Source organism: Ruegeria sp. AJ12, from assembly GCF_056536245.1.
This window is the reverse complement of the sequence record NZ_JBQFJJ010000001.1, coordinates 250,083-273,178: the sequence shown is the minus strand read 5'-3', so window position 1 is coordinate 273,178 and position 23,096 is coordinate 250,083. Positions and strand designations below refer to the sequence as shown.

Here is a 23,096-nt window from a genome sequence, read left to right as displayed (position 1 = left end):
GCCACCGTTGTCCAGACCGAGATGGAGCAACGACATGGCACCTATTGCCCTGACCATAGCAGGATCCGACAGCGGCGGCGGGGCCGGGATTCAGGCCGATCTCAAGGCGATGTCCGCGCTGGGCGTTTTTGGTGCCAGTGTTGTCACTGCGGTCACGGCGCAGAACACCCATGCGGTGTCCGCCGTGCATGGAATACCGCTGGATATCATTTCCGCCCAGATTGATGCCGTGCTGAGCGATCTTGATGTGCGAGCCATCAAGATCGGCATGCTCGCGACACCCGAGATCATCCGGACAGTTGCCGAAGGTCTTGCGGATTTCGATGGGCCGGTGGTTCTGGATCCGGTGATGGTTGCCAAGTCCGGCGACGCCTTGCTGGCACATGATGCAATCCAAACGCTTCGTGATGTCTTGCTGCCAGTGGCCACTGTTCTGACGCCGAACCTGCCCGAGGCCGCGCGATTGCTGAACACGGACGCGGCTGACACACCGGAAGAGATGGAGATGCAGGGCCGCGCGCTGTGCGCGTTGGGTGCCGACGCGGTGCTGATGAAAGGCGGCCATGGAAACGGCGACGTTTGTCATGACCTTTTGATAACCGCGGTTGGCGTCATCGCTGACTATCAAGCCCCTCGTCACGCCACCAAGAACACCCATGGGACCGGCTGCACACTGTCCTCTGCCATTGCCGCTGGCCTTGCCTGCGGGATGGATTTGCCAGTTGCGACGGCCCAAGCCCATCAATACCTGCAGGCGGCAATTGCCCGCGCAGATGAATTGCAGGTCGGGTCAGGCCACGGTCCGGTGCATCATTTCCACGCGGTTTGGTCCGCATGACGGTCTGGTCTGTCATAGGGGCAGGTGTTGCCGGTCTGGCGGTGGCAAGCGAGATGGTTTCGCGCGGTGCAAAGGTTGAGGTCTATGATCCCGGCGGCCGTCCGGGCCCGCATGGGTGCTCCTGGTGGGCGGGGGGCATGCTGGCCCCGTGGTGCGAATATGAAAACGCCGAAGAGCCGGTGTTGCGACTGGGTCAGATCTCCATCGACTGGTGGGCAGAACGAACACAGGTGTCCCGCCGTGGAACGCTGGTTGTTGCCAACCCACGCGATCTGCCGGACCTGCGCCGATTTGCCCGCCGTACCGAGGGTTTTACCGAAGTCAGTGGCACCGAAATCACAGAATTAGAGCCTGATCTGCCAGGTTTCTCAAAAGCGCTGTATTTCAGATCCGAGGCGCATATCGATCCACGGTGCACCTTGACGGACTTGCATCGCAGCCTGCGCAATCAGGGCGTGACATTCCACCAGAAACTTGCGCCGCCGCAACTGCACAATGCGATTGATTGCCGTGGCTTGCACGCGCGCGACTATCTCGGCGACCTGCGCGGTGTGAAGGGTGAGATGTTGGTGATCCGCTGCCCGGATGTCACGCTGACCCGCCCGGTCCGCCTGTTACATCCCCGGATGCCGCTCTACATCGTTCCGCGCGGTGATGGTGTCTACATGCTGGGCGCAACGATGATCGAGTCTGAGGACAGCAGCCGGATCACTGCCCGTTCGATGCTGGAACTGCTCAGCGCGGCGTATGCATTGAACCCGGCTTTCGGCGAAGCCGAGGTGTTGGAGATCGGTGTCGATCTGCGCCCCGCATTCCCTGACAATTTGCCGCGAATCCGACGGCTGGGGCGCACTATTTTTGCCAATGGTTTGCATCGCCACGGCTACCTATTGGCGCCTGCCCTGGCACAGGGTGTTGCCGATCTGGCGCTGGACAACAAACATTCGGAGATGGTCGATGAAGATCGTGCTTAACGGAGAAGCCTGCGACACACAGGCAACAACCCTGTCCGATCTGTTGGCGGAATTCGGGTTCTACGGTCGCGTCGCAACTGCAGTGAACGAAGAATTTGTGCCGTCCAGCCTGCGCATTGGCCACATGCTGAAAGCCGGCGACCGGGTCGAAGTCCTGTCGCCCATGCAGGGGGGCTGATCGTGAAGACGTTCTATGGCACCGCATTGCCCAACCCGCTGATGCTGGGCACCGCCCAATATCCCAGCCCTGCCATTCTGGAGCAGGCCTTCCGGGAAAGCCGTGCGGGGGTGGCCACCGTGTCCCTGCGCCGCGAATCCGGCACGGGTCAGGCCTTCTGGCAGATGATCCGCGATCTGGGTGTGCTGATCCTGCCCAACACCGCCGGATGTCATACGGTGAAAGAGGCCGTGACCACCGCGCATATGGCGCGCGAGGTCTTTGATACCAAATGGATCAAGCTGGAGCTGATTGGCCATACGGACAGCCTGCAACCGGATGTGTTCCAACTGGTCGAGGCCGCGCATATCCTGACCGAAGACGGGTTTCAGGTGTTTCCATATACCACCGACGATTTGATCGTGGGCGAACGCCTGCTGGCGGCGGGGTGTGAGGTTCTGATGCCCTGGGGCGCGCCAATCGGGTCTGGCCGCGGCCTGAGCAACGAATACGCCCTGCGCGCGATGCGGGCTGAATTCCCGGACGTACCGCTTGTGATCGATGCGGGTATCGGCCTGCCCAGCCACGCCGCGCACGCGATGGAGCTTGGCTATGATGCCGTTCTGCTCAACACCGCCGTCGCCCGTGCGGGTGATCCGGCGGTGATGGCCCGCGCGATGGCATTGGCCATCGAGGCTGGACGACTGGCCCACCAAGCCGACCCGATTGAGCCGCGCGATATGGCAGAACCGTCAACCCCCGTTGTTGGAAAGGCCTTCTTGTCATGACGCTTGATCGTTTTTATCCGATTTTTGACCACTCGGACTGGTTGCGCCGCATGCTGCCCCTGGGTGTCAGGCTGGTCCAACTGCGGATCAAGGATCAGCCGGATGCAGAGGTGCGCAAGCAAATCGCGGACTCGCAGCAGCTGTGTCGGGATCATGGCGCCGTGCTGGTTGTGAATGACTATTGGCAGGCGGCCATCGATGCGGGCTGCGACTGGATCCACCTGGGGCAGGAAGATCTGGACGAGGCCGACCTGAAGGCCATCCGCGCTGCGGGCCTCAAGCTTGGCGTGTCTACGCATGATGATGACGAGCTTGAGCGTGTTCTGTCCATGGACCCCGACTATGTTGCGCTGGGCCCGGTCTATCCCACGATCCTGAAAAAGATGAAATGGCATCAGCAAGGCCTGCCGCGCGTAACGGAATGGAAGCAGCGAGTGGGGGACATCCCGCTTGTCGGCATCGGTGGTATGAGCGTCGAACGCGCAGCGGGTGTGTTGGAGGCCGGGGCAGATATCGTCTCGGTCGTCACCGACATAACGCTGAACGCGGACCCCGAGGCCCGGGTGCGCGACTGGATCGAGGTGACACGATGAGCCGTTATGTGCGCCAGATGACCTTGCCGGAGGTTGGACCGGACGGGCAGGCGCGCTTGTCCAGGGCGCGCGTGCTGGTCGTGGGCGCTGGCGGGTTGGCGGCGCCGGTCCTGCCGTTGCTGGCGGGGGCTGGTGTGGGGCGGCTGACCATCATGGACGCCGACACCGTTTCGCTGTCAAATCTGCACCGGCAAACTCTGTTCTCGGAACAGGATTGCGGTTTGTCCAAGGCCCAGGTGGCAGCAGACCGGTGCCGGGCCCTGAATGGCGAAATTCAGGTGCTCGCCAGACACCAGACTCTGACAAACGAGAACGCGGCGGAAATGGTCATTGGGGTCGATCTGGTTCTGGATTGTGCCGACAGCTACGCGGCCAGTTACGGCCTGTCAGATATCTGCATGAAACTTGGCGCACCGCTGATCAGCGCATCGGTGCTTGGGCTGTCAGGCTACGTTGGCGGGTTCTGCGGCGGTGCCCCGTCACTGCGTGCCGTTTTTCCGGATGCGCCCGACAGTGGCGCCAGCTGCGCCACCGCCGGTGTCCTGGCCCCGGTTGTCGGGGTGATCGGGGCGATGCAGGCGCAAATGGCGCTCAACCTGCTTTTGGGTCTCGATCCATCCCCGCTCGGGCAGATGGTGCAGTTTGATGGTCGCACCTGCCGCAGCACCAGCTTTCGCTTTGACGACGCGGTGGAGCCTGACACGCAGTTCTCCTTTGTCAGCGCGTCTGAGCTGATGCCGGATGACGTGATCGTCGAGCTGCGCGACCCGGACGAAGCACCGGTTCCGATCCATCCAAGCGCGCAGCGCATATCGCCGGCTGACCTGGAATACGACCCTAACAAAGGGCAAAGACTGGCCCTTTGCTGTGCCACCGGTCTGCGCGCCTGGCGTGCAGCCGAAACGATTCAATCGGATTGGCCGGGCGAGATCGTTCTCGTCGCGGCCTCAACCTCGTGAATGAAAAGGAAACGCGAGACATGAAGAAACTGATCGCTGCCATTGCCCTGCTGGCCGCTGCGCCTGCCTGGGCCGAAGACAAGATGACCGTCCTGCTGGACTGGTTCATCAACCCCGACCACGGCCCCATTATCGTGGCGCAGGAAAACGGGTATTTCGCCGAGCAGGGGCTGGAGGTGCAAATCATCCCACCTGCCGATCCGTCCGCACCGCCGCGTCTGGTTGCGGCGGGTCAGGCGGACCTCGCCGTGTCCTATCAACCCCAGCTGCATTTGCAGATCCACGAAGGCCTGCCGCTCAAGCGCGTGGGCACGCTGATTGCCACGCCGCTGAACTGTCTTCTGGTGCTGAAAGACGGCTCCATCAAGTCCCCGGCGGACCTGAAGGGTAAGAAGATCGGGTATTCCGTGGCGGGGGTGGAAGAGGCCATTCTGACAACCGTTCTGGGCAAATACGGCGTCACACTGGACGAAGTTGAGCTGATCAACGTGAACTTTTCGCTCTCGCCATCCCTGATGACCGGTCAGGTGGATGCTGTCATCGGTGCCTACCGCAATTTCGAACTGAACCAGATGGATATCGAGGGCGTGCCCGGCACGTGCTTTTACATCGAGGAAGAGGGCGTGCCGTCTTATGACGAGCTGATCTATGTCGCCAATCCCGAGACCATGGATATCGACCAGATCGCCCGATTCCTCGCCGCAACCGAGAAAGCCACCCAGTACATCGTCAACAACCCGGAAAAAAGCTGGGAGATCTTCGCCGCCACCTCGCCGGAACTGCAGGATGAGCTGAACGCCCGCGCCTGGGTCGACACTCTGCCGCGCTTTGCGCTGCGTCCGGCGGGTCTGGATGCCGGACGGTATGCCCGGTTTGAAGCGTTTCTGAACGAAAGCGGCATGATCGACAGCATCAACCCGGTCAGTGACATCGCCATCGACGTGACCGCGCAATGAGCGGCGGGTATGGCAACGCCTTCGCGCTGATGCGCGATGCGGCGCAGGGGCCGTGGCGGGACTACACCCGCCACGCCTTTGTTCAGGGTCTCGGGGATGGCTCCCTGCCGCGCGATGCCTTTCTGCATTACCTGCGTCAGGATTATGTGTTCCTGACACACTTTTCCCGGGCGTGGGCTCTGGCTGTGGTCAAGGCCGAAACCCACGAAGAGATGCAGGTTGCCGCCGCCACGGTGAACGGTCTGATGCAGGAAGAGATGCTGCTGCATGTGGGTGTCTGCGCCGAGGCCGGCATCTCGCGCGAAGACCTGTTTGCAACGCCCGAACGGCCTGAAAACCTGGCCTACACCCGCTTTGTCCTCGAATCCGGCTATTCCGGGGATTACCTGAACCTGCTTGCCGCGCTGGTGCCGTGTGTTATCGGCTATGCCGAAATCGGGTCACGCTTGGCGACAGAGGCGACATCGGACACCTACCGCCAATGGATCGATACCTATGCGGGCGATCAGTATCAAAGCTATTGCCACGACATCGGCGCGCTGCTGGACACCGCAGTGATCCACCGATTGGGAGAGCACTACGAGACCGTTCCGATGTGGTCGAACCTCTGCAGGACCTTTGAAACGGCCACAGCGCTCGAGGTCAATTTCTGGCAAATGGGTCTGACCCCATGACACCGGCCCCCGACCTGATCATCAGCGGACACGCTGAGATTGACGGTGCGCCCTTGTTTGCGCCCTTGACCCTGAGCCTTGGCGCGGGGCAATGGACGTGTCTGCTGGGCGGGTCGGGGGTTGGAAAGACGACCGTGTTGCGCCTGATCGCCGGATTAGAGACCGGGGCGGTTTTCTCCGGCCAGATCATAGCCAGCGACGGTGAGGCGGTGGCTGAACGGGTGGCCTATATGGCGCAGGATGACCTGCTCTTGCCCTGGGCGAGCGTGGCGCAGAACGTCTCTCTGGGCGCGCGGTTGCGCAGGGAACCGGTTGATATCGATCGGCGCAATCGGCTGATCGAACGAATGCGGCTGCAGGATCATATGCACAAGAAACCGGCTGAGCTGTCCGGGGGCCAACGTCAACGCGTGGCGCTGGCGCGGACCCTGATGGAGGATCGGCCTGTCGTGCTGCTGGACGAGCCGTTCTCGGCCCTCGACGCGCGCACACGGGCCGACATGCAGGATCTGGCCGCCGAAGCGTTGCAGGGCCGTACGGTTCTGCTGGTGACGCATGATCCCGGCGAGGCGGCCCGGTTGGGACAGTCAATTGTGGTCATGACGCCCGCTGGTCTGACGCCCTGTCAACCGCCCCATGCCCCCGCGCCGCGCAAAGTTGACGATCTTGAGACGCTGGAAACCCAGGGCGCCTTGCTGCGGTTGCTGCGGGAGAACGCGGCATGAAATACCTGTCTGCCCTTGCCGCGACGATATTCGCACTGCTGCTTTGGCAGGGCCTCGTGACGCTCACCGGCTGGCCCAAATTCATCCTGCCGGGGCCGGCGGTCGTGGCCGAGACCTGGTGGGAAAACCGTTGGATCATCGCAAGGGATACGTGGGTCACAGCGGTAGAAGTCATAGTTGGCTTTGTCTTCGGGGTCACTTTGGGTGTTCTGACGGCGCTGTCGCTGGCAAGCTCGCGCGCGGCGCGGGTTCTGGTACAACCGTTGTTGGTTTTCACGCAGGCCCTGCCGGTTTTTGCTCTGGCGCCGTTGCTGACCTTGTGGCTGGGTTTTGATCTCTGGTCCAAGGTCGCCATGGCGATGTTGATCATCTACTTTCCGGTGACATCGTCCTTTTTTGATGGGCTGATACGCACGCCACCCGGCTATCTTGATCTGGCCCGCACCATGCAGGCCAACCGCTGGTCCATTCTGTGGCACATCCGTATCCCAGCCGCACTGCCCTCGCTGGCCTCGGGAATGCGTCTGGCCGCCGTCTATGCCCCGATCGGGGCCGTGATCGGAGAGTGGGTCGGCGGGTCGTCGGGCGGGTTGGGTAATCTGATGCTGCTGGCCAATGGCCGCGCCAAGACCGATCTGATGTTTGCCGCGATGCTGACTCTGGGCGTTTTCTCTGTCCTTCTGCACATGATCGTCCGCCGCGCCACGGCGCGCATGGCGGGCGAAAAACGTTAACCATTCAGCAACCGATTCTGAGCCAAGCTCGGGGCATGACACAGGACGCCTTTGCCGAAGCCCCGATGCTGTTCGACACTGACGAAGCACCCGCGCAGCCGCTGCCGACCGGTCGGTTACCCTCCTACATCAAAGACCACCGGCGGCGGCTGCGCGAAAGGTTCATGTCGGGTGGCTCAGCGGCAATGCCGGACTATGAACTGTTGGAACTGGTTCTGTTTCGATCCATCCCCCGACAGGATGTGAAACCGCTGGCCCGGCGGCTGATGGATGCGTTTGGCGATTTCAACCGTGTCCTGACCGCGTCCGAGGATCGGTTGCGTCAGATCAAGGGCGTTGGGGATACGGTGATCACCGACCTTAAGATTCTTGAGGCCTGCGCCCATCGGATGGCGCGCGCACGGGTGATGCAGCGGCAGGTGATCTCGGGCTGGGATGCCCTGCTGGATTATTGCCACACCACGATGGCGCATCGCGAGACCGAGCAATTCCGGGTGTTTTATCTGGACCGCAAGAATGTCCTGATCGCGGATGAGGAACAGGCCAAGGGCACCGTGGATCATGTTCCTGTTTATCCGCGCGAAGTGGCCAAGCGGGCGCTTGAGCTGAATGCTTCGGCGCTGATTCTGGTGCACAACCATCCGTCCGGCGATCCGACCCCGTCGCAATCCGACATCGACATGACGACGCGGATTCAGGACGCCTGTACCGCGCTGGGCCTGACGCTGCACGACCATCTGATTATCGGGAAATCGACCGAGCTCAGTTTTCGCTCAGAAGGGTATCTGTAACACCTACTGCACCCAGATTTCGACCCGGCGATTGACCTTTCGGCCCCATTCGGTGTCGTCGCAAGCCATCGGCATGGCCTCGCCAAACCCCTCGACCGCGATTTCGACGCTGTCCGGAACGGCGGTTTCGATGGCGCCCAGAACCGCGTTGCGTACCGTTTGTGCCCGCCGCAAGGCAATCCGCGCGTTGGCGTCCGCCGCCCCGTCCCCGTCGCTGAACCCCACAAAGACCAGCTTGCGCGCATCAAACCGGCCTGCCTCGAGCGCCTGCGCCAGTTGCAGGATATTCGACCGCGATTGCGCGTCCGGCCTGGAGGACCCGGGTTCAAAGCGGAAGGAAAGGGACAGGCGGGACATCGGCCGCAGCGTCTCGATCATGCGCTGCAACTCGGGCAACCCGACTTCTTCCCCTCCGGTTACAATGGCATTGGCCAGACGATCACCCTGCAACCCGATTCCCAGCGTTTCCGGGGTCTGGTCAACAAAACCGGCCTCCCGGATCGCCATCTGCGCGTCCGGGCTTTGGCTGTACGCCAGAAACTGCCGCGCGATCCGGGGCAGCCTGCGTTCCGGAAGATACAAAAACATCGGAGCGGTCAGCGGGTAGTCCTCGGTCTTGATCGACTGCCGTGTGGCCGCCAGCGCATGCCCGCAACCACCTGTCAAAGGCAAGGCGCGTGCTCCTCCGGCCGCCGCCTGCGTGGCAATCCCAATAGCAAACGGGTCATCGGCAACAGCGTGCACAAGGTCCTTGCTGCGCGAGTGGCGGATCGGGGTATCCGAGATTGTGGCACCGACGGTTTGCAACAGCTGATCCTCGACCGCCTGCGCCAGACCAGAGTCGGCATCGGGCATGTGCAAAGCAATCGGAGCGTCGGGTCCACCAAGGTCGGCCCAGTTCTCAATGTCCGCTGACAGGACCCGCGCCAGATCCGCAGGCGATATCTGCCGCATCACGTTGTCGTCGGCTACGACCGGAACCATCGCATCCAGCGCAACAACCCGCGACCGGCGTGGGCGTTTGAGGTCACCCAGACCAGCGGACCGCAGCGCCTCGCGTTCGGTGTCGCGAATCTCGCGCATCGCCATGACGATGTCGGTGGTATCGTCAGAGAGATCGGCGAAGCCCTGACTTGTGTTACCGACCCGGAACATCAGACGCGCCAACGCCGCCGGTCGACCGGATTGGTGTAACTCATAGGCAAACGTGGAATCATCGACCCGTTTCGGCGTTGCGGTCAGACCCTCCTGACGGGCAAAGCCGACGACCAGGGCCGGCAGCACGGTTTCTGCCATCACGGATGAGCCGGAGAACCGGACCTCGGCCACAAAATCGATCAGGTTGGGGCAGGCGGGCCCGTCGCAGATGACACCGGATCCATCCACGGTCAGCTCGCCGAACTGCGTGTCGACGCGGTAGAATTCGCCGTCGTAGCCCAGCAGGTTTCCTGTTATCTCGACCTTACCATCATGCGAGGTCAGCGTGATGTCCTGCGCTGCGGCGCCTGCCGCCAGTGTCACAGAAAACAGCGCAGCCAACGCTGCACGGAAGAATGTCATGAGAAGGTCGAGCCTGCCTGCGGATTACTTTGCCGCGATTGTCAGGTCTTCGAGCAGATTATTCAACACCAGAAACTCACCGGTGTGCGAACAGTCCGGCAAGCTCAGCGTCAGGTCACGCGACCGCAGCCTGCGATCGGACCGCAGCTCAAGCGACTGAACGCTCAGGTTCTGCCCGCAATTTGCCTCTGTCACCTCGGCCTCGACGGTCAGGGCGATTGCGCCGGACCGGTCGGTCTGACCGGCAGGGAAAGAATACACCTCGACGTTTTGCGCATCCTCGAAGCCGGCGCGACCGAGATTGATGACATTGCCGGCCCCGGTCGACGTCGGTCCGGCCCAGACATGCCCTTCTCCGCCATAGCTGGCGTCAAACTCCAGCGCATGTATCTGAAGGTTGGTATTGCCGCGCCATTGCAGGGCAATGCGGTGGTATTGACCGATATCAGAGATGTGAGTGGTGGCGACGCTGCCGGTTTCATCCTGAAAGGAAATCAGGAAGATTGCATATTCTGTCAGTGCGGGAATCGTCATATCCAGTGCGCCGTTCTCGTCGGTCACCTGCGTGACGGTCAGGCCACTGTGATAGATCTCGACCCGCTCATTGGCATGACAGGGCGCCTTTATGGCCAGATGCGCCTTGGCCCCCTGTACGGCTGATGCGCGCGCACTCAGCTTGCAGGAGTTGTGATCGATTGGGGAGCTCGGCTTGGCACGCAGCGTCCGTTGCGTCGAAGGCGCGTCATCCAAAGGTGAATCGGTCGGTGAAGATGAGGTCAGAGTGATGCTTTCCAGACCGGCCAGAACCGAAGCCTGGCCTTCGGTCGAAGCCACAGCAACGCCAGCCTGCGCGCCGTCAGGCTGCGCAGCTGATCCGTTCTGCATCAGGTAACCAATGGCCAGCGCGCAAAAGGCTGTGCCAAACGTGGTCACGTAGTTCCGAACAACAAACAAGACACCCTCCCCAGTTGAAGGAGCGAGTCGCAATTTCGGTGCCAATCGCGGCCAATATGTGGCCGCGAGGCGGAGTCATTGTGTCGGATTTCAGGGTGACGTTAGGTCAGGCGACCGTGGCAGTGTTTGAACTTCTTGCCGGACCCGCAAGGACATCTGTCATTGCGCGACGGGTTGCCCCATGTCGTCGGGTCATCCTCGACAAAGCCGGGTCGTGCATCGCCTGACGCTTCGGCCTCGGCCACGGCTTCGGCCTGCCCCGCCGCCTGATCGACCGCCTTTTGAGCCTGCGCTTGCTGGGCCGCCATCTGCGCCAGCATCTCCTTTTGCTCTTCTTCGGTCAGCGGACGGACGCGCGACAATTGCTGCGTCACGGTTTCGCGCAGGCTGTCCAGCATGCCTTCGAACAACTGGAAGCTTTCGCTCTTGTATTCATTCAGCGGGTCGCGCTGGGCATAGCCACGGAAACCAACGACCGAGCGCAGATGTTCCAGGGTCAGCAGATGTTCGCGCCATTTGCCATCGATGGTCTGCAGCAGCACCTGTTTCTCAATGTTGCGCATGTTCTCAGGCCCAAAGGCAACGGCTTTCTGGGCCATCATCTCGTCGGCGGCCTTGATCAGGCGCTCACGCATTTCGTCATCGTCGACACCTTCTTCGGCGGCCCAGTCCTGAACCGGGGCGTCGATGGTCAGCTTGTCCTTTACCGCCTCGTACAGACCATCGGTATCCCATTGATCCGCATAGGATTTCGGCGGCATATACTCGTCGATCAGATCATCGATCACCTGCTCGCGCATGTCCGAGACGATTTCCGACAGATCGCCCGTCGACATGATCTCGCGGCGCTGGCTGAAGATCACTTTCCGCTGATCATTCATGACGTCGTCGAACTTCAGAACGTTCTTGCGCATGTCAAAGTTCCGGCCTTCGACTTTGGACTGCGCGCGTTCCAGCGACTTGTTCACCCAGGGGTGAATGATCGCCTCACCCTCTTTCATGCCCAGCGTGGTCAGAACCTTGTCCAGACGTTCCGAGCCGAAGATTCGCATCAGGTCGTCTTCGAGGCTCAGGTAAAACACGGTGCGGCCCGGATCGCCCTGACGACCGGACCGGCCACGCAGCTGGTTGTCGATGCGGCGGCTTTCGTGCCGTTCCGAGGCCATCACGTACAGGCCACCAGCCTCCAGAACCTTGTTCTTTTCTTCGGCATGGTGTGCCTCTTCCGCCGCGCGCAGCTCGGCCGGATCCGCTTCGGGGTTCTCGGCCAACGCCTTGAGAACCTTCATCTCGACATTGCCACCCAACTGAATGTCGGTCCCCCGACCGGCCATGTTGGTGGCAATGGTCACCGCGCCATACCGGCCCGCATCCGCCACGATCTGGGCCTCTTGTTCATGCTGGCGGGCGTTCAGGACGTTATGCTCGATGCCTTCCTCGGTCAGCATCTGGCTCAGCACTTCGGATTTCTCGATCGATGTGGTGCCCAGCAGAACCGGCTGGCCTTTTTCCTGGGCTTCCTTGGTTTCCTTGATCATCGCGCCGTATTTTTCCAGCGCGGTGCGATAGACCTGATCATCTTCATCCAGACGCGCAATCGGCTTGTTGGTCGGCACCTCGACCACGCCCAGACCGTAGATTTCGGCAAATTCTTCGGCCTCGGTCAAGGCGGTGCCCGTCATGCCGCCCAGCTTGTCATAGAGGCGGAAATAGTTCTGAAAAGTCACGCTGGCCAGCGTCACGTTTTCGGGCTGAATCTGCACGCCTTCCTTGGCTTCGATGGCCTGATGCAGACCCTCGGACAGGCGGCGGCCGGGCATCATCCGCCCGGTAAATTCATCGATCAGGACAACATTTCCGTCCCGCACGATGTAATCCTTGTCGCGCTGGAACAGCTTGTGTGCGCGCAGACCCTGATTGACATGGTGCACGACCGTGGTGCTTTCGGGATCATACAGCGAATGACCCTCGGGGATCAGACCGGCGGACAGCAGCTGCTCTTCGAGAAACTCGTTGCCTTCATCGGTGAAGGTGACGTTTCGGGTCTTTTCATCCAGAGAAAAGTGATCGTCCTGCAGTGACGGGATCAATCCGTCAATGGCCGTGTACAGCTCCGACCGGTCCTGTGATGGGCCCGAGATGATCAGCGGCGTCCGTGCCTCGTCGATCAGGATCGAGTCGACCTCGTCGACGATCGCGAAATTGTGGTGCTTTTGATAGACCTCGTCCAGATCGGCCTTCATATTGTCGCGCAGGTAATCAAAGCCCAGTTCGTTGTTTGTGGCATAGGTCACGTCACAGCCGTACGCCGCCTTTTTCTCGGCATCGGGCTGGCCCGACCAGATCACGCCGGTGGTCATACCGACCGCACCAAACACCTTGCCCATCCATTCCGCATCCCGCTTGGCCAGGTATTCGTTCACCGTAACGATATGTACGCCTTTGCCGGTCAGGGCATTCAGATAGGCGGGCAATGTCGCGACCAGCGTCTTGCCTTCACCCGTCTTCATTTCCGAAATGTTGCCTTGATGCAGGAAAATACCACCCATCAACTGCACATCAAAGGCGCGCAGGCCCAACGCGCGTTTGCCGCCTTCGCGGACATTGGCAAAGGCCTCGGGCAGCAGATCATCCAGCGCCTCGCCGTCCAGTGCGCGTTTGCGCAGCTCGGCGGTCTTGTCGATCAGGCCTTCGTCGGACAGTTTCTCGAACTCCGGCTCCAGCGCGTTGATCTTTTCGACCAGCGGGCGGGTCGCCTTGATCTTGCGGTCGTTCGGCGTTCCGAAGACCTTTTTGGCGAGCGTTCCGAGTCCCAGCATGTTCACTCCAGCGGATCTGTTCTTGTCTTGGTTGCGACAGGCTTGCCCACCTTGCGCGCAACCCATAGATACGGGGGTGAAAGGCGGCCCTGTCCAAGGCTTCAAGGCGATGTAAGCGGCAGGTTCCAGAGTGTCAACGCCGCGCCCCGTCGCGGCAAGAAAATAGGATGATTCCATGCCCAAAGGCCTCACTTTTCTGCCATCGTTGGCATTTGCCGCCGCGATGGCCCTGCCGCTGGCCGCCGAAACCAAACCCGCCGCCGATACCGTTGTCGCCCGCGTAAACGGCGATGAGATCACATTGGGTCACGTCATCGCCACCGCCGCCAACCTGCCACCGCAATACCAGCAGGCCGAAGATGCCGTTCTCTACGACTTCATTGTCGAGCAGCTCATCCAGCAACAATTGCTGAGCCAGCAACAGGACGACCTGTCGGCGCAAAACGAACTGACACTGGACAACGAAATCCGCTCGCTCAAGGCGGTTCAGACCGTTGACGCCCTGGTTGACGAAGTTGTGACCGAGGACGCCGTTCAGGCAGCGTACGACGCGCAATTTGCCGATTTTGAAGGCGAGGATGAGTTTGACGCCAGCCATATCCTTGTTGAAACCGAAGAAGAGGCGGCTGCCATCAAGGCCCAGTTGGATGATGGTGCTGATTTCGCGGAACTTGCGCGCGAGAAATCCACTGGCCCATCAGGTCCCAACGGCGGTGCGCTGGGGTGGTTCGGCAAGGGCCGGATGGTTCCTGAATTTGAAGAGGCGGTCCTGAGCCTCGAAAAGGGTCAGGTTTCCGACCCGGTGCAAACGCAGTTCGGCTGGCATGTGGTGATCCTGAACGACACGCGCAAAACCGAAGTCCCCGAACTGAGCACCGTTCGGGACGAACTGGTCCAGACCCTGCAGCAGGATGCGATCACCGCGCGGATTGAAGAGTTGACTCAACAGGCACAGATCGACCGCCCGACCCTTGATGGTATCGGGCCGGAAATCGTCCGTCAGCTTGATTTGATTCAGGAGTAATTCCCGTGGCCACGATCATCAAGGTATCGCCGCTGGCCCCGGCGGGTTTTCCCGAACTGCCCGCAATTGACGGCGTGCGTTTTGCAACGGTTGCGGCGGGCGTGCGCTATCAGGGCCGGACCGACGTCATGCTCGCCGTGATGGATCCGGGCACGTCGGTAGCCGGGGTGTTTACCCGCTCGGCCACGCGCGCAGCGCCGGTCCTGGATTGTCAGGAGAAAATCGGAGGGCCCAGCGACGGACCTGCGGCGATCCTTGTGAACTCGGGCAACGCCAACGCGTTTACCGGCCATTACGGCCAAGCCTCGGTGGCGGAAGTGACACAGGCCGTTTCAAAAGCGGCCGGGGTTCCGGTGGACCGGGTGTTCACCTCCTCCACCGGTGTCATCGGCGAACCGCTGGATCACGACCGCATCGTGTCACAGCTGGAGGCGTTGAAATCGGGGCTCAGCAGGCACGCGCTGGAAGACGCCGCTCGCGCGATCATGACCACCGATACCTTCCCGAAAGGTGCCAGCGCGCAGGTCGAAATTGAGGGTAAAACAGTCTCTATTTCGGGGATTGCCAAAGGCTCCGGCATGATTGCACCTGATATGGCGACGATGCTGGTTTACATCTTCACCGATGCGCAGGTCGCGCAACCGGCGCTGCAGGCAACGCTGAGTGCGCAGACGGATCGCACATTCAATTGCATCACCGTGGACAGCGACACCTCAACCTCGGATACGCTGCTTTTGTGCGCAACCGGGGCGTCCGGTGTCGATGCAACCGGGAACCCGGCCTTTGCCGAGGCGCTGGAAACGGTCATGCTGGACCTCGCCAAGCAAGTGGTGCGCGACGGCGAGGGTGCGACCAAATTCGTCGAAATCCGCGTGACCAGAGCGGCCTCGGACGCAGACGCCAAGGTGCATGGGCTGGCCATCGCGAACTCTCCGCTGGTGAAAACCGCCATCGCGGGCGAAGATCCGAACTGGGGCCGCGTGGTCATGGCCATCGGAAAATCGGGCGCGGCGGCGGACCGCGATCTGCTGAGCATTTCCTTTGGCGACATACTGGTGGCCGAGAACGGCTGGGTCAGCCCCGATTACCGCGAGGAAGATGCCGCCGCCTATATGAAGGGTCAGGACTTGGTGATTGCAGTCGATCTGGGGCTGGGCGATGGCATATCCACTGTCTGGACCTGCGATCTGACCCACGGCTATATCGAAATCAACGCGGACTATCGCTCGTGAAGACAGTTCTGGTATCCGCCGTTGCCCTGATCGACATCGAGGGCCGCGTGCTGCTGGCCCAACGCCCCGAGGGCAAATCCATGGCCGGACTCTGGGAGTTTCCCGGCGGCAAGATCGAACAGGGCGAAACCCCCGAAGCCGCCCTGATCCGCGAATTGCACGAGGAACTGGGCATCGACACCTGGGCCTCGTGCCTCGCGCCTCTGACCTTCGCGAGCCACAGCTATGACGATTTCCACCTGCTCATGCCGCTGTTCGCCTGTCGCAAATGGGAGGGCATCCCGCAGTCGCGTGAAGGGCAGAGGCTGAAATGGGCGCGCGCCAATGAGTTGCGCAACTACCCAATGCCCGCAGCAGATGTGCCGTTGATCCCGATTTTGCGGGATTGGTTGTAGCTGGGAATCTGGCGGTTTTGGATTTGGACCTGCGGGCAGACAATTTGCCCGCAGGTATGATGCGAATGCGGCCTACTGCGCCGCGGTCATAGCCGTCCGCAAGAGTTGCGGGCGGTCAGATTGGGACGGCAAGAAAACCGCCTGCGATCCGGCGTCAAGCGCCGAAAGGCTCGCGTCATACCACTGCATCGCAAGATCGCGGCGTTCCTGCACGCCAAAGCCCTCACGCAAGTGGTGCCCAATCAACTCGCCATAGGCAGGCTCGCCCATTGCGACCAACATCAGTGCGGAACCAACGGCGCTATCCATGTTGTCCTGACGATAGCCCATGGCCAGGCAGACCTTGCTCGTCGCCGCCAGATCCGCGGGGCTAAGCCCACTATCCAACGCAAACTTGCGCATCTGGGTTTCCGCGTCTGCCTTGGAACTTAAAGCCAATGCATCGACTTGTGACGCCAGTGTCTCACCAAACGTCTCACACTGTGCGGACACCTGATCCGGCGTCAGTCCCTGGACATCCGTCATCAGTTCTTCACCGCGTGCCATCGCGTAGCTGCGGGCGAGGCAGAACTGTTCGCTCAGAGCAAAATCAGGATCGGACATGTTTGCCAGAGTTGTGTAGCCGCCATTGGTTGACGTCTGGAGCATGACCGCGCTGCAACGATTGGCGAGCGACGGGCGTGCCGTACCGCCAGAAAACAGGGTCGGCAGGCTGGCAGAGGTGGTTTCGGTCGTGTTCGCTGCCGCCGAATCATCCTGAGGCGTGGCAACCGGGGTGGCCTGTACCGGGGCTTGAGGAGCAGCTGCCAGAGCAGTCCCCGATTGAACTTGCCGGCGATACTCCAACAATAGCGGTTGGCCCGAAAGTTGTGTTGCCGCCTGTCCGCCGCTTGTCCCCCAGTAGTATGCCTGCATCAGGAAGTCGCGCTGATAAGGCTGGAAGTCACGGCCATTCACAGGATAGCCCATACTGGCCTGGTAGCGTTCGATCGCTGCGCGTGTACCACCGCCAACCTGGCCATCAACCCGTCCTGCATTGTAACCGAAGTAATTCAGTGCGGTCTGCGTCTGCGCACCTTGTGAGGTTGACGGTATGCCGGATCGGTAAGTCCGTGTCGTTGTCGCGGTTTTCTTTTTCTGCTGATCTTTGCCAATCAAATATCCGGCAACACCACCGACGACAGCACCGCCGAGGAAGTCGCCGGCATCCGCCCGCGCAATCTGGGGCGCGGATATCGCAAATGCGAGAGCGATGCCGAGTGTTGAAATCAAACGAATAATCATGACTTACCTCCTAAACAAAACAACAGCCTTGAAGCAGTATAGCACAGCAGTTGCGTTGTGCAGGAATTTAGCGGATGCGATATCGAAAGCCCTGACCGATCAGCAGGACTTCGCCTGTCTCGGAGTGCAGGAGGGTACTGTGGCTCCTCAGGACTGCGCGGCGAGGTTGCTCCGGCGCCGGGCTTCGTAAGGTGATCGAAAAGATCACCGCTCTGTCCCTGTTACAATTCGTAAGGATTGAGAAAACATCACGAAAAAGTTGACCTTGATCGTGCGCCTGTCCCTAATCGGGGCAATGGCGCCCGGGCCTGACCCGGAGCCGTCATTTCCGGCCCCGGAGGAGGGGCCGGATGGGGAGGAGAGAAAGATTGGCTCAGACGCAGTCGGGCGCCGAGGGGTTGCACTCCCTTCCGGCGCTTCTACACCGCAATGCGATGCAGTTCGGGGATGCCCCGGCCTACCGGGAAAAAGAGTTTGGAATCTGGCAAGGCTGGACCTGGGCTGAGACGGCCGCCGAGGTTCGTTCGCTTGCGCTGGGTTTTCTGGAGCTCGGCGTGGAAAAGGGCGACCATATCGCGGTGATCGGGCGCAACCGCCCGGCGCATTACTGGTCTATGGTTGCTGCGCAGATGGTCGGCGCGGTTCCGGTGCCGCTCTACCAGGATTCGGTCGCCGAAGAGATGGCTTACGTGCTGGAGCATTGCGGTGCAAAATACGTGGTCTGCGGCGATCAGGAGCAGGTCGACAAGGTCATCGAGATCCAGGAAAACCTGCATCAGGTCAAACACATCCTCTACACCGACAAGCGCGGGATGCGGAAATACGACCACTCCCAGATGAACGCCCTTGAGGATATCATGGCCGAGGGTCGCGCTGGGCATCAGCGCTTTGACTCTGAACTGGACCAGCGGATATCCGAGGTCACCTACGACGACACTTGTGTGATGCTCTATACCTCTGGCACCACCGGCAAGCCCAAGGGCGTGGTCCTGTCCAACCGGAATGTGATTGAAAGCGCCAAGAACTCGGCTGAATTCGATCATTTGAACCGGCACGAAGATATCCTGTCATACCTGCCGATGGCCTGGGTCGGTGATTTTATCTTTTCCATCGGTCAGGCCTATTGGTGCGGGTTCTGTGTGAACTGCCCCGAGAGCGCGGAAACCATGATGACCGATCTGCGCGAGATCGGACCGACCTATTTCTTTGCCCCGCCGCGCGTGTTCGAGACCCAGCTGACCAATGTGATGATCCGCATGGAAGATGCCGGGAAGCTGAAACAGCGTATGTTCCATCACTTCATGGCACATGCCAAGAAAGTGGGCGGTCAATTGCTGGACGGCAAACCGGTGGGCTTTGGCGATCGGCTAAAATACGCGTTGGGCAATATGCTGGTCTATGGCCCGCTCAAGGACACGCTGGGGTATGGCCGGTTCCGCGTGGGATATACGGCGGGCGAAGCAATCGGGCCGGAAATCTTTGATTTCTACCGCTCGCTGGGGATCAACCTGAAACAGCTCTATGGTCAGACCGAGGCCACAGTGTTCATTACCGTGCAGCCGGATGGTGAAGTGCGGGCGGATACGGTTGGCGTACCTGCACCGGATGTCGAGCTGAGGATCGATGACTCCGGCGAGATCTATTATCGCTCGCCCGGTGTGTTTGTGGAGTATTTCAAGAACCCGGATTCCACCGCTTCGACCAAGGACGCCGAGGGCTGGGTGGCGACCGGAGATGCCGGTTTCATCGAGGAAGGCTCGGGCCACCTGCGCATTATCGACCGGGCCAAGGATGTTGGCAAAATGGCCGACGGATCGATGTTTGCGCCGAAATATGTCGAGAACAAACTGAAGTTCTATCCTGATATTCTGGAAGTTGTCCTGTTCGGAAACGGCAAGGACCGCTGCGTGGCCTTCATCAACATTGACCTGACCGCGGTTGGCAACTGGGCCGAGCGCAACAACATCGCTTATGCGTCCTACCAGGAACTGGCGGGGCATCCCAAGGTGCTGGAGACGATCAAGTCCCATGTCGAAGAGGTGAACAAGTCGGTGGCCGCTGATGAAATGCTATCGGGTTGCCAGGTGCATCGCTTTGTGGTGCTGCACAAGGAACTGGATGCGGATGATGGCGAGATCACCCGCACCCGCAAGGTGCGTCGCGGGTTTGTCGAGGACAAGTATGCCGACATCATCGCGGCGCTTTATGACGGGTCCGAGAGTGTCTCGACCACCACCGAAGTGACCTACGAGGATGGCCGCAAGGGTTCGATTTCTGCGACGTTGGAGATTGTGGATGCACCGGTTGTACCGGTCGCACGGCACAAGGTGGCAGCGGAATGAGGGGCGGACGTGCGCCGCTCGGCCTGCGGCTATCGCCCCGCCCGCCGTCCCGTATTTGCGCAAGTCAGGGAGTGACTGATGCTGGATAACGCCGAAGGGTATGTCACCGAAGACGGTCGCAAGATCGGCGGCGTGGTGATGGAGATGAAGAACATCACTTTGCGCTTTGGCGGTGTGGTGGCGATCAAGGACATCTCGTTCGACATCCGCGAGGGCGAGATTCGCGCCATTATCGGGCCGAACGGCGCCGGGAAATCCTCGATGCTGAACGTGATCTCGGGATTCTATGTCCCGCAGGAGGGCGAGGTCTGGTTTCACGGTTCGAAACGTCCGCCGATGCGACCCTTTGAAGTGGCGCAGCAGGGGATTGCGCGAACTTTCCAGAACATCGCCCTGTTCGAAGGTATGAGCGTGCTGGACAACGTCATGACCGGGCGTCTGAACTTCATGAAAACGAACATTCTTCAGCAGGCGCTGTGGAAGGGTAAAGCCGAGGCGGAAGAGACGGAAAACCGGGAAGCCGTCGAAAAGATCATCGACTTTCTTGAAATTCAGCACATCCGCAAAACACCGGTGTCGCGCCTGCCTTACGGGTTGAAGAAACGGGTAGAACTGGCGCGTGCATTGGCGGCCGAGCCAAAACTGTTGCTGCTGGATGAACCGATGGCGGGCATGAACGTTGAAGAGAAGGAAGACATGAGCCGCTTTGTTCTGGACGTGAACGACGAGTTCGGCACCACCATCGCCCTGATCGAGCATGACATGGGCGTTGTGATGGACCTGAGCGACCGGGTGGTTGTGATGGATTACGGCCGCAAGATCGGCGACGGCACACCCGACGAGGTGCGCAATAACCAAGAGGTCATCGACGCCTATCTTGGGGTCAGCCATGACTAGGCTCTGGGCAGAATTGGGGAGGGGCTGGCATGCCTGAACAACTCGTATTTGCGATGGAAGTCATCCTCAACGGCCTGATGGCCGGGGTGCTCTATGCCTTGGTCGCGCTGGGCTTTGTGCTGATCTACAAGGCCTCGGGGATTTTCAATTATGCCCAAGGGGTTATGGCGCTGTTTGCGGCGATGACTCTGGTGGGGATCATGAACGGGCAGGTGCCGTTTTCCCATCTGATCAATGCAATTTTCGGAACGCATATCCACTACTTCGGATGGAATGTACCGGCGCTGTTTGCGATCCTTTTGACAATGGTGGTGATGGTGTTTCTCGCCTGGGCGGTGCAGCGTTTCGTCATGCGTCATCTGGTGGGGCAGGAGCCGATCATCCTGTTCATGGCAACCATCGGTCTGGCCTATTTCCTTGAAGGCGTGGCCGATCTGATGTGGGGGTCCGAGATCAAGACGCTGGATGTGGGTCTGCCGCAGGGCATCAACCTGTGGATTGATGAGACCACCTTCAACATCTTCGACTACGGTTTCTTTATCGACAATCTGGATATCGTGGCCACGGTGATTGCCGCCCTGCTGGTGGCGGCCCTGGTGGCGTTCAGCCAGTACACCAAGCAGGGCCGGGCCATGCGCGCGGTGGCCGATGATCATCAGGCGGCGCTGTCTGTCGGGATTTCGCTGAACTTCATCTGGATCATGGTCTGGTCGGTCGCCGGGTTCGTGGCGCTGGTTGCAGGCATCATGTGGGGCACCAAGTCGGGCGTGCAGTTCTCGCTGTCGCTGATCGCGCTCAAGGCGCTGCCGGTGCTGATGCTGGGCGGGTTCACCTCGATCCCCGGTGCGATTGTCGGTGGGTTGATTATTGGCGTGGGCGAAAAACTGTTCGAATTTGCCATCGGGCCGCTGGTCGGCGGTGCGACCGAGAACTGGTTTGCCTATGTGCTGGCGCTGATCTTCCTGGTGTTCCGGCCGCAGGGCCTGTTCGGTGAGAAGATTATCGAAAGGGTGTAGCGATGACCAAACTGATCGCCATCATCAATGTGATCGCCTGGGCCGGGTTCTGGGCCTTTGGGTACATCGCGCTGACCACGGACGATCTGAGCGACAGCCAATTGGTGATCGCAGCACTGCTGGCGTTTGCCGGTCTGGTAGCCGGCATCCTCGCCTACATGAAACTGGTGCGCGCCTCAGAGGCGAGCGGATACGCCAAAGGGTCCAATCAACTGGACACCGAGGCCCGGAACCGGGCTCAGGAAGAATGGGGAAAGTAAGACATGTTCTATCGTGAAGCCGGGGATTTCAAAACCTCCTACGTGGATGACAGCCAGACTTTCCCGATCAAGTTCGACCGGTATCGGTACTATGTCGTGTTGGCGGTGGCGTTTGGGATCATCCCGTTCATCATCAACGATTACTGGGCAAATGCGTTGCTGTTGCCCTTCCTGATCTACGCGATTGCGGCGATCGGTCTGAACATTCTGGTGGGGTATTGCGGACAGGTTTCGCTGGGCACCGGTGGTTTCATGGCTGTGGGGGCATATTCCTGCTACAAGCTGATGACCGCATTCCCGGATGTGAGCATGTTCGTCCACGTGCTGCTGGCCGGCGGGATCACGGCCGTGGTGGGCGTGGTGTTTGGCCTGCCAAGTCTGCGGATCAAGGGGTTCTATCTGGCGGTGGCGACACTGGCGGCGCAGTTCTTCCTGGTGTGGCTCTTCAACCGGGTGTCTTGGTTTTACAACTATTCGGCTTCGGGCCAGATCAACGCGCCGGAACGGGATGTATTCGGCATCATCATCACCGGCCCGAATGCGCCGGCCTGGGCGGCCTATCTGTTCTGCCTGGTCTTCCTGACAGCCAGTGCGATCATTGCGCGTAACCTCACCCGGGGCACCACGGGCCGAACCTGGATGGCGATCCGAGATATGGATATTGCGGCCGAGATCATCGGGGTGAACCCGCTGAAGGCCAAACTGACCGCATTTGCCGTCAGTTCCTTCTTTGTCGGCATCTCGGGCGCACTGTTCTTTGCCGTCTACCTGGGCGCGGTAGAGGTCGGCGAAGTGTTCGGCATCCAGAAATCATTCCTGGTGCTGTTCATGGTCATCATCGGCGGGCTCGGATCGATCTTTGGCTCATTTGCTGGGGCGGCGTTTCTGGTGCTGCTGCCGGTCGTTCTGAAAGTTGTGGGGGTGGATGTTCTGGGCTGGCCCACGGATATCGTGGCGCATCTGCAGCTGGTGATCGTCGGGGCGCTGATCATCATGTTCCTGATCCTCGAGCCACACGGGCTGGCGCAGCTCTGGCGTCTGGCCAAGGAGAAACTCAGACTCTGGCCCTTCCCCCATTAGGCGGGGCGGGCCCAATCACAAGACGGGTGCGAAAGCCCGAACAC

23 protein-coding genes are annotated in these 23,096 nt (G+C 60.4%); 19 read left to right on the top strand and 4 right to left on the bottom strand.

Annotation, left to right across the window (positions count from 1 at the left end; translation table 11 throughout):
* Window positions 1-34 precede the first annotated feature (34 nt).
* Genes thiD through radC form a run of 11 tightly spaced genes read left to right on the top strand, consistent with a single transcriptional unit; the run spans window position 35 to window position 8,189 of the window.
* Complete coding sequence (gene thiD, locus ACR3E0_RS01390; RefSeq protein ID WP_480475454.1) at window positions 35-838, top strand: bifunctional hydroxymethylpyrimidine kinase/phosphomethylpyrimidine kinase; 804 nt, start codon at window positions 35-37, stop codon at window positions 836-838.
* On the top strand, window positions 835-1,812 hold the full coding sequence (locus ACR3E0_RS01385) for an FAD-dependent oxidoreductase (RefSeq protein WP_480475452.1): 978 nt from the start codon (window positions 835-837) through the stop codon (window positions 1,810-1,812). The genes thiD and ACR3E0_RS01385 overlap by 4 nt, the downstream gene beginning before the upstream one ends.
* Window positions 1,796-1,990 (top strand): sulfur carrier protein ThiS, encoded by a 195-nt coding sequence (gene thiS / locus ACR3E0_RS01380; protein ID WP_480475450.1) that lies wholly within the window; start codon window positions 1,796-1,798, stop codon window positions 1,988-1,990. The genes ACR3E0_RS01385 and thiS overlap by 17 nt, the downstream gene beginning before the upstream one ends.
* Before the next feature lie 2 nt (window positions 1,991-1,992).
* A complete protein-coding gene (locus ACR3E0_RS01375) occupies window positions 1,993-2,757 on the top strand; it encodes a thiazole synthase (protein WP_480475448.1) in 765 nt (254 codons plus the stop codon).
* On the top strand, window positions 2,754-3,350 hold the full coding sequence (locus ACR3E0_RS01370; protein WP_480475446.1) for a thiamine phosphate synthase: 597 nt from the start codon (window positions 2,754-2,756) through the stop codon (window positions 3,348-3,350). Before ACR3E0_RS01375 ends, ACR3E0_RS01370 begins: the two co-directional genes overlap by 4 nt.
* A complete protein-coding gene (locus ACR3E0_RS01365) occupies window positions 3,347-4,309 on the top strand; it encodes a HesA/MoeB/ThiF family protein (protein WP_480475444.1) in 963 nt (320 codons plus the stop codon). The genes ACR3E0_RS01370 and ACR3E0_RS01365 overlap by 4 nt, the downstream gene beginning before the upstream one ends.
* A 20-nt stretch (window positions 4,310-4,329) precedes the next feature.
* Window positions 4,330-5,265, top strand: coding sequence for an ABC transporter substrate-binding protein (locus ACR3E0_RS01360; protein ID WP_480475442.1), 936 nt, complete (start codon window positions 4,330-4,332; stop codon window positions 5,263-5,265).
* The gene (tenA, locus tag ACR3E0_RS01355) at window positions 5,262-5,939 is read left to right on the top strand and encodes a thiaminase II (RefSeq protein WP_480475440.1); all 678 of its coding nucleotides are present in this window, start codon (window positions 5,262-5,264) and stop codon (window positions 5,937-5,939) included. Before ACR3E0_RS01360 ends, tenA begins: the two co-directional genes overlap by 4 nt.
* Window positions 5,936-6,664 carry an ABC transporter ATP-binding protein gene (locus tag ACR3E0_RS01350; RefSeq protein ID WP_480475438.1) on the top strand — a complete coding sequence of 243 codons (729 nt, stop codon included), beginning with the start codon at window positions 5,936-5,938 and terminating at the stop codon, window positions 6,662-6,664. The genes tenA and ACR3E0_RS01350 overlap by 4 nt, the downstream gene beginning before the upstream one ends.
* Window positions 6,661-7,398 carry an ABC transporter permease gene (locus ACR3E0_RS01345; protein ID WP_480475436.1) on the top strand — a complete coding sequence of 246 codons (738 nt, stop codon included), beginning with the start codon at window positions 6,661-6,663 and terminating at the stop codon, window positions 7,396-7,398. Before ACR3E0_RS01350 ends, ACR3E0_RS01345 begins: the two co-directional genes overlap by 4 nt.
* A gap of 35 nt (window positions 7,399-7,433) precedes the next feature.
* Window positions 7,434-8,189 (top strand): RadC family protein, encoded by a 756-nt coding sequence (radC, locus tag ACR3E0_RS01340; RefSeq protein ID WP_480475435.1) that lies wholly within the window; start codon window positions 7,434-7,436, stop codon window positions 8,187-8,189.
* A 3-nt stretch (window positions 8,190-8,192) separates the two neighbouring features.
* Here the strand turns inward: radC and ACR3E0_RS01335 are convergent, their stop codons facing one another.
* From ACR3E0_RS01335 to secA, 3 genes are all read right to left on the bottom strand, one after another.
* Window positions 8,193-9,749 carry a phosphate ABC transporter substrate-binding/OmpA family protein gene (locus ACR3E0_RS01335; RefSeq protein WP_480475433.1) on the bottom strand — a complete coding sequence of 519 codons (1,557 nt, stop codon included), beginning with the start codon at window positions 9,747-9,749 and terminating at the stop codon, window positions 8,193-8,195.
* 24 nt (window positions 9,750-9,773) lie between these two features.
* Window positions 9,774-10,703, bottom strand: coding sequence for a hypothetical protein (locus tag ACR3E0_RS01330; RefSeq protein ID WP_480475431.1), 930 nt, complete (start codon window positions 10,701-10,703; stop codon window positions 9,774-9,776).
* 101 nt (window positions 10,704-10,804) lie between these two features.
* Window positions 10,805-13,522 (bottom strand): preprotein translocase subunit SecA, encoded by a 2,718-nt coding sequence (secA, locus tag ACR3E0_RS01325; protein WP_480475429.1) that lies wholly within the window; start codon window positions 13,520-13,522, stop codon window positions 10,805-10,807.
* Window positions 13,523-13,697: 175 nt separating this feature from the next.
* Here secA and ACR3E0_RS01320 point away from each other — a divergent pair, with 175 nt between their 5' ends.
* Genes ACR3E0_RS01320 through ACR3E0_RS01310 form a run of 3 tightly spaced genes read left to right on the top strand, consistent with a single transcriptional unit; the run spans window position 13,698 to window position 16,173 of the window.
* Window positions 13,698-14,546, top strand: a complete 849-nt coding sequence (locus ACR3E0_RS01320) for a peptidylprolyl isomerase (protein ID WP_480475427.1) — start codon at window positions 13,698-13,700, stop codon at window positions 14,544-14,546.
* Between the two features lie 5 nt (window positions 14,547-14,551).
* The gene (gene argJ, locus ACR3E0_RS01315; protein WP_480475425.1) at window positions 14,552-15,778 is read left to right on the top strand and encodes a bifunctional glutamate N-acetyltransferase/amino-acid acetyltransferase ArgJ; all 1,227 of its coding nucleotides are present in this window, start codon (window positions 14,552-14,554) and stop codon (window positions 15,776-15,778) included.
* On the top strand, window positions 15,775-16,173 hold the full coding sequence (locus tag ACR3E0_RS01310; protein WP_480475423.1) for a (deoxy)nucleoside triphosphate pyrophosphohydrolase: 399 nt from the start codon (window positions 15,775-15,777) through the stop codon (window positions 16,171-16,173). Before argJ ends, ACR3E0_RS01310 begins: the two co-directional genes overlap by 4 nt.
* A 72-nt stretch (window positions 16,174-16,245) precedes the next feature.
* Here the strand turns inward: ACR3E0_RS01310 and ACR3E0_RS01305 are convergent, their stop codons facing one another.
* Entirely contained in the window at window positions 16,246-17,457 is a 1,212-nt protein-coding gene (locus ACR3E0_RS01305; RefSeq protein WP_480475421.1) for a peptidoglycan-binding domain-containing protein, read from the bottom strand.
* Window positions 17,458-17,825: 368 nt separating this feature from the next.
* On the opposite strand from ACR3E0_RS01305, the gene ACR3E0_RS01300 reads away from it, so the two are divergent.
* From ACR3E0_RS01300 to ACR3E0_RS01280, 5 genes are all read left to right on the top strand, one after another.
* Complete coding sequence (locus tag ACR3E0_RS01300; RefSeq protein WP_480475419.1) at window positions 17,826-19,799, top strand: AMP-binding protein; 1,974 nt, start codon at window positions 17,826-17,828, stop codon at window positions 19,797-19,799.
* Window positions 19,800-19,877: 78 nt separating this feature from the next.
* Complete coding sequence (locus ACR3E0_RS01295) at window positions 19,878-20,696, top strand: ABC transporter ATP-binding protein (RefSeq protein ID WP_480475417.1); 819 nt, start codon at window positions 19,878-19,880, stop codon at window positions 20,694-20,696.
* A 29-nt stretch (window positions 20,697-20,725) separates the two neighbouring features.
* Complete coding sequence (locus tag ACR3E0_RS01290; RefSeq protein WP_480475415.1) at window positions 20,726-21,712, top strand: branched-chain amino acid ABC transporter permease; 987 nt, start codon at window positions 20,726-20,728, stop codon at window positions 21,710-21,712.
* Between the two features lie 2 nt (window positions 21,713-21,714).
* Window positions 21,715-21,972, top strand: coding sequence for a hypothetical protein (locus ACR3E0_RS01285; RefSeq protein WP_480475413.1), 258 nt, complete (start codon window positions 21,715-21,717; stop codon window positions 21,970-21,972).
* Between the two features lie 3 nt (window positions 21,973-21,975).
* Window positions 21,976-23,052 (top strand): branched-chain amino acid ABC transporter permease, encoded by a 1,077-nt coding sequence (locus tag ACR3E0_RS01280; protein ID WP_480475411.1) that lies wholly within the window; start codon window positions 21,976-21,978, stop codon window positions 23,050-23,052.
* Window positions 23,053-23,096 lie beyond the last annotated feature (44 nt).

Coding starts and splice junctions, on each gene's coding strand:
- ACR3E0_RS01295 (WP_480475417.1), top strand. CDS start 19,878: ATGCTGGATAACGCCGAAGGGTATGTCACCGAAGACGGTCGCAAGATC.
- ACR3E0_RS01290 (WP_480475415.1), top strand. CDS start 20,726: ATGCCTGAACAACTCGTATTTGCGATGGAAGTCATCCTCAACGGCCTG.
- ACR3E0_RS01320 (WP_480475427.1), top strand. CDS start 13,698: ATGCCCAAAGGCCTCACTTTTCTGCCATCGTTGGCATTTGCCGCCGCG.
- radC (WP_480475435.1), top strand. CDS start 7,434: ATGACACAGGACGCCTTTGCCGAAGCCCCGATGCTGTTCGACACTGAC.
- tenA (WP_480475440.1), top strand. CDS start 5,262: ATGAGCGGCGGGTATGGCAACGCCTTCGCGCTGATGCGCGATGCGGCG.
- ACR3E0_RS01285 (WP_480475413.1), top strand. CDS start 21,715: ATGACCAAACTGATCGCCATCATCAATGTGATCGCCTGGGCCGGGTTC.
- ACR3E0_RS01350 (WP_480475438.1), top strand. CDS start 5,936: ATGACACCGGCCCCCGACCTGATCATCAGCGGACACGCTGAGATTGAC.
- secA (WP_480475429.1), bottom strand. CDS start 13,522: ATGCTGGGACTCGGAACGCTCGCCAAAAAGGTCTTCGGAACGCCGAAC.
- ACR3E0_RS01305 (WP_480475421.1), bottom strand. CDS start 17,457: ATGATTATTCGTTTGATTTCAACACTCGGCATCGCTCTCGCATTTGCG.
- ACR3E0_RS01365 (WP_480475444.1), top strand. CDS start 3,347: ATGAGCCGTTATGTGCGCCAGATGACCTTGCCGGAGGTTGGACCGGAC.
- ACR3E0_RS01360 (WP_480475442.1), top strand. CDS start 4,330: ATGAAGAAACTGATCGCTGCCATTGCCCTGCTGGCCGCTGCGCCTGCC.
- ACR3E0_RS01370 (WP_480475446.1), top strand. CDS start 2,754: ATGACGCTTGATCGTTTTTATCCGATTTTTGACCACTCGGACTGGTTG.
- ACR3E0_RS01335 (WP_480475433.1), bottom strand. CDS start 9,749: ATGACATTCTTCCGTGCAGCGTTGGCTGCGCTGTTTTCTGTGACACTG.
- ACR3E0_RS01345 (WP_480475436.1), top strand. CDS start 6,661: ATGAAATACCTGTCTGCCCTTGCCGCGACGATATTCGCACTGCTGCTT.
- ACR3E0_RS01385 (WP_480475452.1), top strand. CDS start 835: ATGACGGTCTGGTCTGTCATAGGGGCAGGTGTTGCCGGTCTGGCGGTG.
- thiS (WP_480475450.1), top strand. CDS start 1,796: ATGAAGATCGTGCTTAACGGAGAAGCCTGCGACACACAGGCAACAACC.
- ACR3E0_RS01280 (WP_480475411.1), top strand. CDS start 21,976: ATGTTCTATCGTGAAGCCGGGGATTTCAAAACCTCCTACGTGGATGAC.
- thiD (WP_480475454.1), top strand. CDS start 35: ATGGCACCTATTGCCCTGACCATAGCAGGATCCGACAGCGGCGGCGGG.